General features: G+C 64.4%; 13 protein-coding genes. 9 read left to right on the top strand and 4 right to left on the bottom strand.

Features of this window, described 5'->3' with window-relative positions:
* The first annotated feature begins 1 nt into the window (after position 1).
* The 8 genes from C6A82_RS21415 to C6A82_RS21380 are packed head-to-tail and all read left to right on the top strand — an operon-like array spanning position 2 to position 9398.
* Positions 2 to 1138 carry a spirocyclase AveC family protein gene (locus tag C6A82_RS21415; RefSeq protein WP_105349121.1) on the top strand — a complete coding sequence of 379 codons (1137 nt, stop codon included), beginning with the start codon at positions 2 to 4 and terminating at the stop codon, positions 1136 to 1138.
* On the top strand, positions 1135 to 2067 hold the full coding sequence (locus C6A82_RS21410) for an SDR family NAD(P)-dependent oxidoreductase (protein ID WP_105349119.1): 933 nt from the start codon (positions 1135 to 1137) through the stop codon (positions 2065 to 2067). The genes C6A82_RS21415 and C6A82_RS21410 overlap by 4 nt, the downstream gene beginning before the upstream one ends.
* Positions 2060 to 3544 (top strand): aldehyde dehydrogenase family protein, encoded by a 1485-nt coding sequence (locus tag C6A82_RS21405; protein ID WP_199193968.1) that lies wholly within the window; start codon positions 2060 to 2062, stop codon positions 3542 to 3544. The genes C6A82_RS21410 and C6A82_RS21405 overlap by 8 nt, the downstream gene beginning before the upstream one ends.
* 10 nt (positions 3545 to 3554) lie before the next feature.
* Positions 3555 to 4787 (top strand): cytochrome P450, encoded by a 1233-nt coding sequence (locus C6A82_RS21400; RefSeq protein ID WP_105349116.1) that lies wholly within the window; start codon positions 3555 to 3557, stop codon positions 4785 to 4787.
* 13 nt (positions 4788 to 4800) lie between these two features.
* Positions 4801 to 6066: a cytochrome P450 gene (locus C6A82_RS21395; protein ID WP_105349114.1), complete on the top strand. Its 1266-nt coding sequence runs from the start codon at positions 4801 to 4803 to the stop codon at positions 6064 to 6066.
* 27 nt (positions 6067 to 6093) lie between these two features.
* Complete coding sequence (locus tag C6A82_RS21390) at positions 6094 to 7572, top strand: adenylate/guanylate cyclase domain-containing protein (protein WP_105349113.1); 1479 nt, start codon at positions 6094 to 6096, stop codon at positions 7570 to 7572.
* Between the two features lie 9 nt (positions 7573 to 7581).
* On the top strand, positions 7582 to 8580 hold the full coding sequence (locus tag C6A82_RS21385; protein ID WP_105349111.1) for a GNAT family N-acetyltransferase: 999 nt from the start codon (positions 7582 to 7584) through the stop codon (positions 8578 to 8580).
* Positions 8580 to 9398, top strand: a complete 819-nt coding sequence (locus tag C6A82_RS21380) for a shikimate 5-dehydrogenase (RefSeq protein ID WP_199193967.1) — start codon at positions 8580 to 8582, stop codon at positions 9396 to 9398. Before C6A82_RS21385 ends, C6A82_RS21380 begins: the two co-directional genes overlap by 1 nt.
* Here C6A82_RS21380 and C6A82_RS21375 read toward each other — a convergent pair whose 3' ends face one another.
* The 3 genes from C6A82_RS21375 to C6A82_RS21365 are packed head-to-tail and all read right to left on the bottom strand — an operon-like array spanning position 9399 to position 11311.
* Complete coding sequence (locus tag C6A82_RS21375; RefSeq protein WP_233217176.1) at positions 9399 to 10271, bottom strand: hypothetical protein; 873 nt, start codon at positions 10269 to 10271, stop codon at positions 9399 to 9401.
* 42 nt (positions 10272 to 10313) lie between these two features.
* A complete protein-coding gene (locus C6A82_RS21370) occupies positions 10314 to 10601 on the bottom strand; it encodes a hypothetical protein (protein WP_105349106.1) in 288 nt (95 codons plus the stop codon).
* Positions 10598 to 11311, bottom strand: a complete 714-nt coding sequence (locus C6A82_RS21365) for an LpqN/LpqT family lipoprotein (protein WP_233217174.1) — start codon at positions 11309 to 11311, stop codon at positions 10598 to 10600. The genes C6A82_RS21370 and C6A82_RS21365 overlap by 4 nt, the downstream gene beginning before the upstream one ends.
* Before the next feature lie 302 nt (positions 11312 to 11613).
* On the opposite strand from C6A82_RS21365, the gene C6A82_RS21360 reads away from it, so the two are divergent.
* Positions 11614 to 13224 (top strand): PE-PPE domain-containing protein, encoded by a 1611-nt coding sequence (locus C6A82_RS21360; RefSeq protein ID WP_158261677.1) that lies wholly within the window; start codon positions 11614 to 11616, stop codon positions 13222 to 13224.
* Here the strand turns inward: C6A82_RS21360 and C6A82_RS21355 are convergent.
* Positions 13221 to 13556: a hypothetical protein gene (locus C6A82_RS21355; RefSeq protein WP_105349101.1), complete on the bottom strand. Its 336-nt coding sequence runs from the start codon at positions 13554 to 13556 to the stop codon at positions 13221 to 13223. The two genes, C6A82_RS21360 and C6A82_RS21355, sit on opposite strands and share 4 nt — an antisense overlap.
* Positions 13557 to 13582: the final 26 nt, after the last annotated feature.

Genomic DNA, 13582 nt, shown 5'->3' with positions numbered 1-13582 from the left:
CATGACGACACAGGAATCTTCACCGCTCGAGTCACAGGCTGGGTCTCCGGGCACTGCGCGCACAGGCCCGAACTGGGGGCGGTGGATCTCACTGTTTGCGTGGCTCGGCTTCCTAGGGTTGTTCGCGGCCGTCGGGCGCACCGAAGTCGACCCCCGGGTTGCGAATCCGAATGTCGAAGGGCGGCCCCGCCCGGTCGAGTTCCTGACCGGGTTCGACCACTGGCAGGTCATTCCGCAGGTCGGCGCCTTGATCATGGTCGTGGTGCTGACCATCGTCTTCATCCGCGGCTGGCGGAAGAACCCCGGCAGCCCGGTGCTCCTGATGGTTCTGGTGACGACGCTGATCGTGTGGCAGGACCCGATCATGAACTGGTCGCCGTACGCGGTGTACAACCCGGCGCTGCTGCACTGGCCGGAGAGCTGGTACCTGATCATGATGTCGCCGACGGTCGAGCCGTTCATCGTCTTCGGCTACGTCACCTTCTATTTCGGTCCGTACTTCCCGGCGATCTGGATCTTGCGCAAATGGCAGGCCAAGTACGGGCCGGAGTCCTTCGTCTCCCGGCACCCGCTGATCAGCCTCGGGGGACTGGTGCTGGTGATCGGCTTCATCTTCGACGCGATCCTGGAGATCAGCCTGGTGCGCACCGGGCTGTACATCTATTCGCAGGCAATTCCGTTCGGAACGTTATTCCCGGGCAGCACATTCCAATTCCCGCTGATATGGGAGTCGCTCTCGGTGACGTTCGTGATGATCCCGGCGGCCATCCTTGTCTACCGCGACGACACAGGGAAGTCGGTGGCGGAGAAGCTCGCTGCGAAAGCAAAGCTGTTCCCGAGGAAGCCGGTTCTCGGCACGTTCCTGGTGATGTTCGCGATCATCAACGTTTCGTACTTCGCCTATGGCGGGTGGTTCTGGGCGATCAAGGCGAGCGGACTGGCCACATCGGTGGCCTGCCCCTGGCCGTTCCCCGAGGCGAAGGTGTACGACCCCCAGGGGTATTACGAGGAGAACGGCGCCGAAGGACCGTACTCCGTCGGTAAGTGGTCGACCTGGCAGCAGGGGCTGCCGGACGGCCGTCCCGACGTCGAACCGGGTAGCAAGAGTATGCGCTGTGCGACCGAAGACCAGAGATGATTGAACCTCGGTCTGTCATCATCACCGGGGCCTCACGGGGGCTTGGGCTGGCTTCGGCCGCGCTGCTGTACAAGCGCGGGTGGCAGGTCGTCGGCGCGATGCGGTCGGTGGACACCGGGATGGAGAGGCTACGCGCGGCGACGGGCGCGGCTGAGAACGATCCACGACTGATCGGCGTCACGCTCGACCTCACTGACTCCGCATCGGTTGCGGCGGCGGCGAAGTCGATCACCGAAGCCGTCGGCGCCCCGTACGCGCTCGTGCACAATGCGGGCATCTCCGCAGCGGGCATGACCGAAGAAGCGCCGATGAGTCTATGGGAAACCATGTTCGCCACCAACATCTTCGGCCCCGTGGCGCTGACGAAGGCGCTGCTTCCGTCGATGCGGGCTGCTGGTCGAGGCCGCATCGTCCTGATCTCGAGTGCGGGCGGTGTGCGGGGAATGCCCGCCACCGCACCCTATTCCGCTGTCAAGGGCGCCCTGGAGCGGTGGGGTGAATCCATGGCCGGTGAGGTGGCGTCGTTCGGTATCGGCGTCACGATCCTCGTGACGGGTACCTACGACACCGAGATCATCACCGACGCGGGCACCACGGACAGCCGGGTTCTCGACGGCCCATACGCCCGACACCACCACACCATGGACAAGCGCGGGCGCGAGGCGATGAGGCGGGCGGCCAAGTCGCCCGAGCGCTTCGCCGCCGGCCTCGCCGAGGCACTCGAAGGCACCAAGCCCTTCGTCCGGCGTTCGGTAGGACCCGACGCCCGAATGCTGTTGATCGCCAACAAAGTGCTACCCGCCGCCGCGATGCACACGCTGACGCGTCTGATGATGGGCATCCCCCGATTCGGCGCCCTCGCAGGCACGCCGCACGCGACCATGGGCGCACCCGACCCACACACCAAGGAGCGCGACGAGAATGGCTGACACACCTACGGTTCGTTTCGAATCGAAGATGATGATCGACGGCAAGCTCGTCGACGGTTCATCCGGCACGTTCACCAACATCAACCCGGCCACCGAAGAAGTCATCGGTGAGGTCGCCGACGCGTCCAAGGACGATATGCACCGCGCCATCGACGCTGCACGGCGCGCATTCGACGAGACGATGTGGTCGACCGATCATGCATTTCGGCAGAAGTGCCTGCTGCAACTGCAGGACGCGATCGAGTCGGAGCAGGAGGAGCTTCGCGAGGAACTCATCCTCGAGGTCGGCTGTCCCCGGGCGATCACCTATGGGCCGCAGCTCGACGCCCCGCTGGCCGACGCGCTGCGGTACCCGGCCAAGCTGATCGACGAATACCCCTGGGAGACATCGCTCGGCGATGCGTTGATCTCGCTCACCGGCGTCAACACCACTCGTGTCGTGTGGCGTGAACCCGTCGGCGTGGTCGGCGCGATCGTGCCGTGGAACTTCCCGTTCGAAGTCACCATCCAGAAACTCGGCCAAGCGCTGGCGACCGGCAACACCGTGGTGCTGAAGCCGGCGCCGAACACTCCGTTCAACGCGACGAGGCTGGGCAGGCTGATCGTCGAGAAAACCGACATTCCAGCGGGTGTCGTCAATGTCGTCACCGCCTCGGATCACTTCGTCGGCGAGGAACTGACGCTGTCACCGAAGGTCGACCTGATCTCATTCACCGGGTCGACAGTCGTCGGCAAGCGAATCATGGAAAAAGGCGCTGCCACCCTGAAGCGCCTCTTCCTCGAGCTCGGCGGCAAGTCTGCCACCATCGTGCTCGAGGATGCCGACTTCGCGGTCGGCTGCATGATGGGCATCGCGCCGTGCATGCACGCCGGACAGGGCTGCGCCAACCCCACCCGAATGCTTCTGCCCCGGTCCCGGTACGACGAAGGCGTCGAGATCTTGAGGGGGATCTACGAAAGCCAGATGCCCGGCGACCCACAGGATCCGGGCACCTTGTGCGGTCCGGTGATCTCGGAAAGACAGCGCGGACGTGTGCTGGGCTACATCCAGAAGGGCGTCGACGAGGGGGCGACCGCCCTTGTCGGCGGCCCCGAGGCGCCGACCGGCTTCGATAAGGGATATTTCGTGCGGCCAACGCTTTTCACCGACGTCGACAACGCGATGACGATCGCGCAGGAAGAGATCTTCGGTCCCGTGCTTGCGGTCATTCCCTACGACGACGAGGACGACGCGGTGCGGATCGCGAACGACAGCCCGTACGGGCTCGCGGGCAATGTGATGGCCGGGACGCTCGAGCGCGCCCTTGCCGTCGGTAAACGGTTGCGCGCCGGATTCATCGGCGTCAACGGCACGGTGGGCTACGGCGCCGACACACCGTTCGGCGGCTACAAGGACAGCGGTGTCGGACGGCAGAACGGGCTCTGCGGGTTCGACCAGTACACCGAAGTGAAGTCCGTCGCCTATCCGGCGAGTTAGAAGGAGCAGCATGTCAGATTTGTTCGACGACCTCGAGGACTTCGGGGCATTCGACGACGTCGTCTCGGGGAACGTGCGTGACCCGTACCCCGAGTTGGCCAAACAGCGTCGCGAGACACCCATTCAGCGCATCGACATGTCCGCGATGCCGGGCGAAGAGGGCAAGCCCGTCTTCATCGTCTACCGGCACGAAGATATCCAGCAGATGCTGCGTGACAACGAGACGTTCTCGTCGAACGCCGTGATCCAGATCTTCGGCGACGTGCTGGGCCACGGCGTGATGCTGGGCATGGACGAACCGGTGCATGGCAGGCTCCGGTCGCTGGTCACCAAGGCGTTCACCCAGAAGGCGTTGGTGCGCTGGGAGGACGAGATAGTCGGGCGCATCGGCAATGAGCTGATCGACACGTTCGCCGCCGACGGCAGGACCGACTTGGTCAAGACGTTCACGTTCCCGTACCCGACCCGCATCATCGCCGCGCTGCTCGGCTTGCCGGAGAAGGACTTTCCGCAGTTTCAGCGCTGGTCGATCTCGATGCTGAGCTTCACCGTCAACCCGGAGCGTGGCCTGGCCGCGTCGCAGGCGCTGGTCGATTACTTCAAGCCGATCCTGCAGGAGCGCAGGAAAGAACCGCGCGAGGACTTGATCAGCAGCCTGGCGGCGGCGGAAATCGACGGGCACAAGCTCGACGACGAGGACATCTACTCCTTCATCCGGCTGCTGCTGCCCGCCGGGGTGGAGACGACGTACCGATCGCTCGGCAACCTGCTGTTCGGCTTGCTGACCAACGAGGATCAACTCGAGGCGGTCCGCGCGGACCGGTCGCTGATCCCGCAGGCCATCGAGGAGGCGGTGCGCTGGGACGCCCCGCTACTCAACATCACGCGGGTCGCGACGCGCGACACCGAACTCGGCGGAGTCTCGATCCCGCAGGGCTGTTCGGTGATGCCGATGCTCGGCGCCGCCAATCGGCAGGAGGACCGCTATCCCGACCCTGACCGGTTCGACATCTTCCGGCAGGCGAAGGTACCGATCAGTTGGGGACACGGCGTGCACGTCTGCCTCGGCATGCATCTGGCGCGGCTCGAGATGCGCACAGCGGTCAACCTCCTGCTGGACCGGCTGGGAAACCTGCGACTGGACCCCGACGGCGACGACCCGCACATCCGCGGCATGGTGTTTCGCTCGCCGACCTCACTACCAGTGCTCTACGACCCCGTCCCCGCGCCAAGCTCGCCATGAACAGGAGTGTTGCGTGACCGACTTCGACACAGTCGACTTCTTCACCGACGAGTCGCTCGTTCCCGACCCGTACCCGTACTTCGATCACCTGCGGTCGAAATGTCCTGTCACACAGGCCACGCCGTTCAACGTGCTGGCGGTGACGGGCTACGAGGAGGCGCTCTCGGTCTACAAGGACCCGGCGTTCTCATCGTGCAACTCGGTGGCGGGCCCGTTCGCCGGGATGCCGTTCGGGCCGGGCGGCGACGACGTCTCCGACCTGATCGAGCAGCACCGCATGGCGGTCCCGATGAGCGAGCACATCACCACCCAGGACCCGCCGCTGCACACCAGGACACGGGGTCTGCTGAACAAACTCATCACGCCCAAACGCCTCAAGGAGAACGAGGACTTCATGTGGCGGCTCGCCGACCTACAGCTCGACAACTTCGTCGATCGCGGATCGTGCGAGTTCCTGGACGACTACGCGAAGCCGTTCTCGCTCTTGGTCATTGCCGACCTGCTCGGTGTGCCCGCCGCGGATCACGAGGAGTTTCGCGCCGTGTTCTCCGGCGAACTGGTCGGTCAACTCGGCGAGGAGGCGCCCACCACGCACAACCCCCTGCAGTGGCTGAACGACAAGTTCTACGCCTACATCGAGAATCGCCGCCGCGACCCGCGGGGCGACGTGCTGACCGAACTGGCGCAGGCCAAGTACGAGGACGGGTCGACGCCGGACATCGAAGATGTGATGAATCTCTCCACGTTCCTTTTCGCCGCAGGAACCGAGACGACGACGAAGCTCGTCAGCTCCGCGATGCGCATCGTGGCCGAGAACCCGGAGTACGAAACGTATCTCCGTGAGGACCGTGGCCGGATCCCGGCGTTTCTCGAGGAGACCCTGAGGATCGAAAGCCCGGTGAAGTCGCACTTCCGGATGGCCCGCACATCGACGACGATCGGCGGAACCGCTGTGCCCGCGGGCAGCACCGTCATGCTGCTGCCCGGCGCATGCAACCGCGACGCCCGCAAGTTCGACGACCCCGACACATTCCGCCCCGACCGGCGCAATGTCCGCGAGCAGATCGCATTCGTCCGCGGCGTGCATTCGTGTCCAGGAGCCCCGCTGGCGCGGACAGAAGGGAGGATCTCGCTGAACCGGATCCTCGACAGGCTGACCGATTTCCGCATCTCCGAGGAGCACCACGGTCCGCAGGACGCCCGCCGATACGACTATGAACCGACATTCATCATGCGCGGACTCGCCGAACTGCACATGGAGTTCAAGGCGATCCCGTAAAGCGGCGCAGGTCGCTACCTTGTTCACATGAGCAGCTTGGCGGCCAACTATGCGAGCCGGCTCGCAGGTGCATACCTGCTGTCGATCACCGCGGCCGTCGCAATCCTGATCCCGCTCGGCGGTGAGGCGCTCACCGGCGCGCAGAACTACTTCACCAGGGCCAATATCATCGGCTCGGCAGTGCTGGTCGCCGTCGGCACGGTCGTCATCGTAGTGGGCGCTGTGTTGAACATCTCGCCGACGCTGAAGTGGTTCAACCACGGTCTCGAGCCTGATGATCAGCAGCGAAAAGGGTTGACCCGGCTGTTCGCTCGCCAATCCGCGCTCCTTGCGGGCACGTGGACGATCAGCGGGGCCATCTCGGTCCTGCTCAACCTGGACGGCGGGATGGGCGTTGTCGTGGCAACGGCTTTCGGTGTCGTGCTCGGCGGATCGGCCGCGACAGGTATCGGCCTGTTGTTGACGATCAGACTCATTCGCCCGATGCTTGCGGCCGCGACTCACGCCTCGGAACGCCTCGTCGCGGCCCCCAGCGTCTTCGCGCGGCTGATTCTGCTCTGGCTGCTCTGCAGTGCGCTGCCGTGCCTTGTCATCGTTGCGCTGGTAGTCGTGCGCACCAACGGCTGGTTGATCCCGAAGACGGCGTCGGTCGAAAGCGCGGCGCTGGTTGTTGCGTTGGCGGCGGTCCTTTTGGGTCTGCCGACAATGATCCTCACGTCGAGATCCATCTCCGATCCGATAGGCGAAGTCGTTGACGCGATGGCCGAGATCGAGAAGGGTAGGTTCGACACCGAGGTCGACATGTTCGAACGTTCCGAAATCGGCAGGCTGCAGGCCGGATTCAATAGAATGGTCGCCGGTCTCGCGGAACGCGAACGGGTACGCGACCTGTTCGGCAAGCATGTCGGTACCAACGTCGCCCGCCGTGCCATCGAAGAGGGCGCGTCGATGAAAGGCGACGTCGAGGAAGCGGCGATCCTGTTCATCGATCTGACGGGGTCGACGGAACTGGCGGCCAGCCATCCGCCGGAACGGGTCGCCGAGGTGCTCAACGACTTCTTCCGCATCGTCGTCAACGCCGTCGACGCAAGAGACGGGATGATCAACAAGTTCCAGGGCGACGCGGCGCTGGCGGTGTTCGGTGCGCCGTTTCACAGCGAAGGCGCCGCTTCGGCGGCGCTGGCGACCGCCCGCGCCCTCGGCGAGCAGTTGAAGGAGCTGCCCCTGGTCGACTTCGGGATCGGTGTGTCGGCGGGTCCGGTCTTCGCGGGCAACATCGGTGCGGAGAACCGATACGAGTACACGGTGATCGGCGACCCGGTCAACGAGGCGGCGCGGCTCGCGGACCTCGCGAAGACGTCGGATCGGCGAATTTTGTGCTCGTCGGCGGCGATCGAGCGGGCCGATGCCGACGAACGCGGGCAGTGGACCGCCAAGGGCAGCGAGGTGCTGCGGGGCCGAACGCAGGCCACGGAGTTCTCCGCACCCGACGCGCCGGGACGGTAGCCTCGTCACGTGGCCGGACTGACGGCCGTCAGCGCCGACGAACTCGCCGCCCTCGACATCTTCAAGGGCTGCCGTCCGGAGGCTCTGGTGTCGCTGGCGGCGCTGCTTCGCCCGCTGAGTGCGGCGGCGGGCAAGGTCTTGATGCGCCAGGGAGAGCGCGCGGAATCGTTTCTCCTGATCAACTCCGGAAAAGCGGAGGTCACACATGCCGACGGCGACGGGGTGCCGACCGTCCTTGAGTTGTCGCCGCCGCTGATCGTCGGCGAAATCGCGCTGCTGCGCGAAACGCCGAGAACCGCGACGGTGGTGGCGACAGAGCCGATGACCGGGTGGGTCGGCGGCCACGGCGCCTTCGCCGCCATGCTCGACGTGCCCGGCGTAATGGACAGGATGGTACGCACGGCGCGCCAGCGCCTCGCCGCGTTCATCACCCCCATTCCGATCCAAATGCGCGACGACTCTTGGCTTTACCTGCGACCGGTGCTACCCGGCGACAGCGAACGCGCCTCCGACGGCACCATCGAGTTCTCCAGCGAGACGCTGTACCGCAGATTCCAGACACCGCGGTCGCCGAGCAAGTCGTTGATGACCTACCTTTTCGAGGTCGACTACAAGGACCACTTCGTCTGGGTGATGACGGAAGGGCCGGAAGGGCCGGTGGTGGCCGACGCCCGATTCGTGCGCGACGAAGCCGACCCGACCGTCGCCGAGGTGGCGTTCATCGCCGGAGACGACTACCAAGGCCGCGGTATCGGCTCGTTCCTGATGGCGGCGTTGGCCGTTGCCGCGCGCAGCGACGGTGTGCGGCGGTTCACGGCGCGAGTCCTTTCCGACAACCTCGCGATGCGCAAGATCCTCGACAGCTTCGGCGCGCAGTGGCAGCGTGAGGATCTCGGCGTGGTGACGACCGTCATCGACGTACCGTCGTTGCGCGACATATCGATCTCCCGCGACCTCTACCGCGAAATCCATGCTGTGGCACGGCAAGTCATTGGAGCGGTCGGCTGATGCGACCACCGCTGAGCAAGGACACGAGGCTGTGCATATCGCTGGCCGCCAGGCCGAGCAACATCGGCACGCGGTTTCACAATTATCTCTACGACCTGCTGGGGCTCGACTTCATCTACAAGGCGTTCGCCACAACCGATATCGGCGCGGCGATCGGTGGCGTGCGCGCGCTCGGAATCCGTGGCTGCTCGGTGTCGATGCCGTTCAAGCAGGACGTCCTAGCGCTCGTCGACAAGGTCGAGGACTCCGCTCGGGCGATCAATGCCGTCAACACGATCTTCAACGACCACGGACACCTGTCCGCCTCGAACACCGACTACATCGCCGTGCAGCGGCTCATCGACGAGCACGGCCTGCACAGCTCGCAGTCAGTGCTGATCCACGGCAGCGGCGGTATGGCCAGTGCGGTCGGTGCGGCATTCCGAGACAGCGGGTTTCGCAACGGGTTGCTGGTCGCCCGCAACGAGGAGACCGGCGGCGCGCTGGCAGGTCAGCTCGACTACGACTACGCATCCGAGGTGGGAGTGCACACGGCCGACGTCATCGTCAATGTGACGCCGATCGGGATGGCCGGCGGACCGGGAGCTCAGACGAGTCCCTTCGAGAACCCGACAATCCGCAAGGCGCACACCGTCTTCGATGTGGTGGCGTTGCCGTCGGAGACGCCGCTGGTAGTCGCGGCGCGTGAGGCAGGTGTGAAGGTCATCACCGGAGGCGAGGTGATCGCACTGCAGGCCGCGGAACAGTTCGAGCGCTACACGGGAGTGCGACCGACAGCGGAGCAGGTCGCCGACGCGTCGGCTGTCTCGCGGGCCTGACTATTCGGCATTGACGACCGCGATCGGCCGCCGGACGCGTTCGAGCTGATGTGTGGTGAAGCCGGTGTAGGAGATCCGCGCGCCGATGAACCACGACACCGACGAGTGCACCGCCGTCGCGGTGGGCGCGGCGTCGGCGGGTAACGGCAGCGCAAACGGTAGGCCGAACTCGGTTCCGCCACGCATCGGGATCTTCTTGCCCAGATACAGCGGTGGCCCGTCGAGCGCCCCGTCCTGGCCCGGATAACGCTTGAGCGGATGGTGTTCACGGTGACGTTGCCAGTACACGGCGATGTCGGCGGTGGGCAGGTCCTGCTGTGGGCGACACACGAGTTGGCCCGTGATGTCTTGGCCGGCAATGCAAACCGACGACGGAATCAGGATATCGATATGGGTGGCGCCCTCACCCATGTAGCGCTCGATCGGTTCGTCGGGAACGTCGACGTCGGCCGTACCGATCACCACGCGAAACTCGGCGCGTACGTCGACGTCGCGTCCGCCGCGGTCGATCACGAGCCGGCACGCCCACCGGGCCACCTCTGCCGATGAGCCCGGCGCCCACGACGGCACCTTGAAACTGTCTGTTGCGCCGGTGAATTCGTCCATCACCATCGGGAGTTCGACGTTGCTCACGCTGACCCAGTCGTCAGTGTCGCGCTCACCGCCGTAGTTGGTGCCGACTTCCCCGGCCATCCACAGCGTGTCGTTGGCCGCAGCGGCCGCCGAGTCGGCGCGACCGGCCCACTGGTAGCGATAGAAGTTGTCGTAGCCCCATTCCAGCCGCGCCGCAGTCACCTTGTCGATCGGCTTTGCGGTCGTAACGGTGGCGGTGACCGCCTGGCGCGGACGAACCACGTCAGGCGTCACCGTCACGCGTACATTTGACGAGCGATCTAAGAGTCCCACGCCTTGTCGCTACTTCTTCCTCTGCGATTCGGCGTACTCCTCGGGATGGTGCTTTCTCTGGTCGGGATAGATGATGATCAAACAGAACTGGATGAACTGCTTGAGCACCACGGGGTATCCCTCGGCCATCGACCACAGGAACTGCGGGCTTGCCATCTTGAGGTACTTCTTCACCGTCGGGGTCTCGGCTTCGGCCTCCGCTTGGGCAGCGCTGATGTCGCGGCCCCGCTCCTCTCGAGTCTGCCCGCGCTGCGGCGCTCGCGGCTCGATCGGTGCGGAGGGCTGAACCGCCGTCACGGCGCCGGAGTGATCTTGGTTTGCTCGTCGATGATGTTGGTAGCGTCCGCCAGGACTCCCATCTGATCCTCCGTGCCGTCAGCATTGAGCTGCAGGACGAACACGCCGTCACGTGCCGGGATGACGACCGTTTTCTGCGCCACAGCATGCTTGACGCCGTTCTTGATGTAGGTGCCGCCGATTTGCCAGGCGTCGAAACCGCTGAGTTTGGTGGCGGAGCCGACACCATCGCCTTCGTAACCGGGCAGGTTCTTCATCTCACCGGGGGCGAACTCGAGGATCTTCGCCGGATCGACATTGCCCGTCAGCTTTGAGAGGAGCGCGATGATCGTCGGCGGGTTCTGGGCCACCGCCGGGTCGCCGGTGAATTTGATCCCGCCCCAGGCCCACGCGGGGGTGCCGGGGCCTATGTCTTCCCAACCGGGTGGGAACGGAAGAATTACGTCGGGTGACCCCGGATCGCCTTTCTTCACCGGCGCCTCGGTGATGCCATTTTGCTTGATGTACTCGGGGATCGTCGGGGAGTAGGGCGCCTTTGTGGTGCTCGGCGCCTTCGAAGACGAAGCCTGCGCTGAGCCGCCCGCGTCATCCTTCTTTTCGTCGGAGCTGCAGCTCGCCAGGCCGAGGCCGAGTACGACGGCAAGAATCGCGATGCCGCCGGCCCTCAGTTTTCTCATTGGGTCTCCCGTGTCGGTTGAAATCTGCGCCATGACTCTACGGTCGGCAAAACGCCGATGGAGGGAGAATCGCCGCGAAGGTGCGCCGGTCGTCATCCGGAGCTGACGGGGTGCGACATCGGTTTGCCTCGCAAGGTGGCGCAGCGGCCGGTTTGCGCGCAATGGATAGCCGCTTCGCGAGACTCAGAAAACTTTGCCCGTATAGCTATCAATTCCTTCAGATATGGTGCAAAATGCTTTTGTACTGGGAGGTGGGGACTCGCAGTGATTTCTTAGCGTCGTCGCTGAAAGTGGGCGGGCGCGATTCGGTGAAGTGGGGAAGGGAAGTTCCGCTAATGAAGGCGATTGCGCGTTCGCTGGTCGTTGTCCTGGTGGCGCTGATCGCCGTGCCGGCGCTTGTGGTGTCGACGGCGATCACATCCGCCGTTCAGCTACTGGCCACGACGGCGTTGATCATGGGCGGAACGGACCATCCGCTGTCGCCGACGGGCGACACGGACGACTTTGTCAACAGCTACTTTGCGCAAGCGGTGAACAACTTCATCGCGCCAGGTCTCACCGTGCCGGCGGGGTCCGTCGACACCTACGCCGTGACCTATCCGGCCGAGTTCTTCCCCGCGTTTGGTACGACGACCTTCGAAGACTCCGTTGCTGCCGGCCGTCAGAACTTAGGGCAGTGTATCGACAACACCGCGAACAACTGTGGTTACAACAATGATCCTGACGTAGATAGCCCCGCTGGAGAGCCCCCGCTTCCTGGTCCGAATGAACACTTCATTGTCTTCGGCTACTCACAGAGCGCCGTAATCGCCTCGCTCGTCAAGAACGACTTGATCAATGACCCCACGCCCGATCAGAACTTGGATGGGACGGAGTTCGTGCTGGTCTCCAATCCCATGCGGCCGAACGGAGGCATCCTGGGACGTGGATTCGAGGGCCAAACGATTCCGATAATCGGCATTCCGTTCTACGGGCCGACACAGAACAGTTGTCCGACCGCTGATCCTTGCAGTCCAGCGGAAGAGGACGACCTCGTCTTCCCGACGGTCGATGTCGCGCAGCAATACGACTTCCTGGGTGGCGACGCTCCGGCTCGACTTGATCCGCTGGCATTCGCGAATTCGATCGCGGCTTACAGCCTCCTACACGGTCTAATGCCAGACAGGTCAATCGCACCGGGCGGCACTGACCCCAATGATCCCTACGTCATCTATCAAGACACCTACGGTGACACCACGTACTACATGGTGACCGCACCGAGACTGCCGCTGCTCATGCTTATCGAGCAGGCCGGTGTGCCGGGACCGGTCCTGGCGCTTCCAGACGCCTTGCTACGCGTATGGATAGAGGACAAGTACCGCCGCGACCTGAGCCCGGGCGAGCACGTGCCGTTCGAGCTGAGCCCGATCGGAAATCCGATAAATCTCGTCGGCAACATGCTCGGGGCCATCCCGGTGGGTATCGATGACACCGTGCAGCAGGCCACCGGAGCCGGCTCGACCTTGCGGCCGCTAGGAACGGCGGATGTCTATCGGCCCTTCGGTGTCGGCGGCCAGGCTTACGACAAGACCACAGGCCAACCAGTCGACGACAACATCGGTCTCCCCACGGGAGCCGGCGACTACGACGACCAGAGTGCCCTGCAGACGGCTGCGGCTCCCCAAGGCGGTGCCGAGAACAAGCTCACCGTCGTGCCGGACGCGGATGAGCTCGGCAACGACACAGACACATCAAAGGCAGGAACCTCGGAGGCCATCAAGCCGTTGCTGCCGTTGGAGAAGTGGCGTGAAGGGCTCAAGGCCGATTCCAGCCACCGGCCCCTGGGAATCCGCCCGGGTGAAGGTCCGGTCTCGCGCATCGTCAATACCTTGACCGGTCAGCGAACTACATCCGGATCGCAGACACCGGCCGCCAATGAACCGGCAGGCCAGGACGACGCCGCTTAGGGACGCGCGTCGCAGTTGAGCGAGACGGTGATCGTCCGGCGCACCACGACTTCCACGTAGTCGAAGTCTCGCTCGTCGCCCTTGCGGCCGTTATCGACCCGGATTGTCCGGGTGATGTCCTGCGGATTCCGCACACTGGTCACGATGCACTGATCGAGCGGGGCGCTGCCCACCCGGTCCACATTCACGTCGTATCCCGCGGCTTCGAGCTGCCCGATAGTCGCGTAGGCGCCGCCCGGTTGAATGGGCTCAGCCATTGCTGTCATTGTCGGCGCGAGCACCACGCCCGCCACCACGATCCCCCCTGCCATACCCCACGCTGCTGTGCGCATGACAGTTCTCCATATTTCTTTAGGTC

This window comes from Mycobacterium sp. ITM-2016-00318, from assembly GCF_002968285.2.
In the GTDB taxonomy this organism is placed as follows: domain Bacteria; phylum Actinomycetota; class Actinomycetes; order Mycobacteriales; family Mycobacteriaceae; genus Mycobacterium.
This window is presented reverse-complemented; position numbering and strand designations above follow the sequence as displayed.

What these genes read in the sequence shown, in the direction of transcription:
- C6A82_RS21415 (WP_105349121.1), top strand. Translation starts at nt 2, where the DNA reads ATGACGACACAGGAATCTTCACCGCTCGAGTCACAGGCTGGGTCTCCG.
- C6A82_RS21410 (WP_105349119.1), top strand. Translation starts at nt 1,135, where the DNA reads ATGATTGAACCTCGGTCTGTCATCATCACCGGGGCCTCACGGGGGCTT.
- C6A82_RS21405 (WP_199193968.1), top strand. Translation starts at nt 2,060, where the DNA reads ATGGCTGACACACCTACGGTTCGTTTCGAATCGAAGATGATGATCGAC.
- C6A82_RS21400 (WP_105349116.1), top strand. Translation starts at nt 3,555, where the DNA reads ATGTCAGATTTGTTCGACGACCTCGAGGACTTCGGGGCATTCGACGAC.
- C6A82_RS21390 (WP_105349113.1), top strand. Translation starts at nt 6,094, where the DNA reads ATGAGCAGCTTGGCGGCCAACTATGCGAGCCGGCTCGCAGGTGCATAC.
- C6A82_RS21380 (WP_199193967.1), top strand. Translation starts at nt 8,580, where the DNA reads ATGCGACCACCGCTGAGCAAGGACACGAGGCTGTGCATATCGCTGGCC.
- C6A82_RS21365 (WP_233217174.1), bottom strand. Translation starts at nt 11,311, where the DNA reads ATGGCGCAGATTTCAACCGACACGGGAGACCCAATGAGAAAACTGAGG.
- C6A82_RS21360 (WP_158261677.1), top strand. Translation starts at nt 11,614, where the DNA reads ATGAAGGCGATTGCGCGTTCGCTGGTCGTTGTCCTGGTGGCGCTGATC.
- C6A82_RS21355 (WP_105349101.1), bottom strand. Translation starts at nt 13,556, where the DNA reads ATGCGCACAGCAGCGTGGGGTATGGCAGGGGGGATCGTGGTGGCGGGC.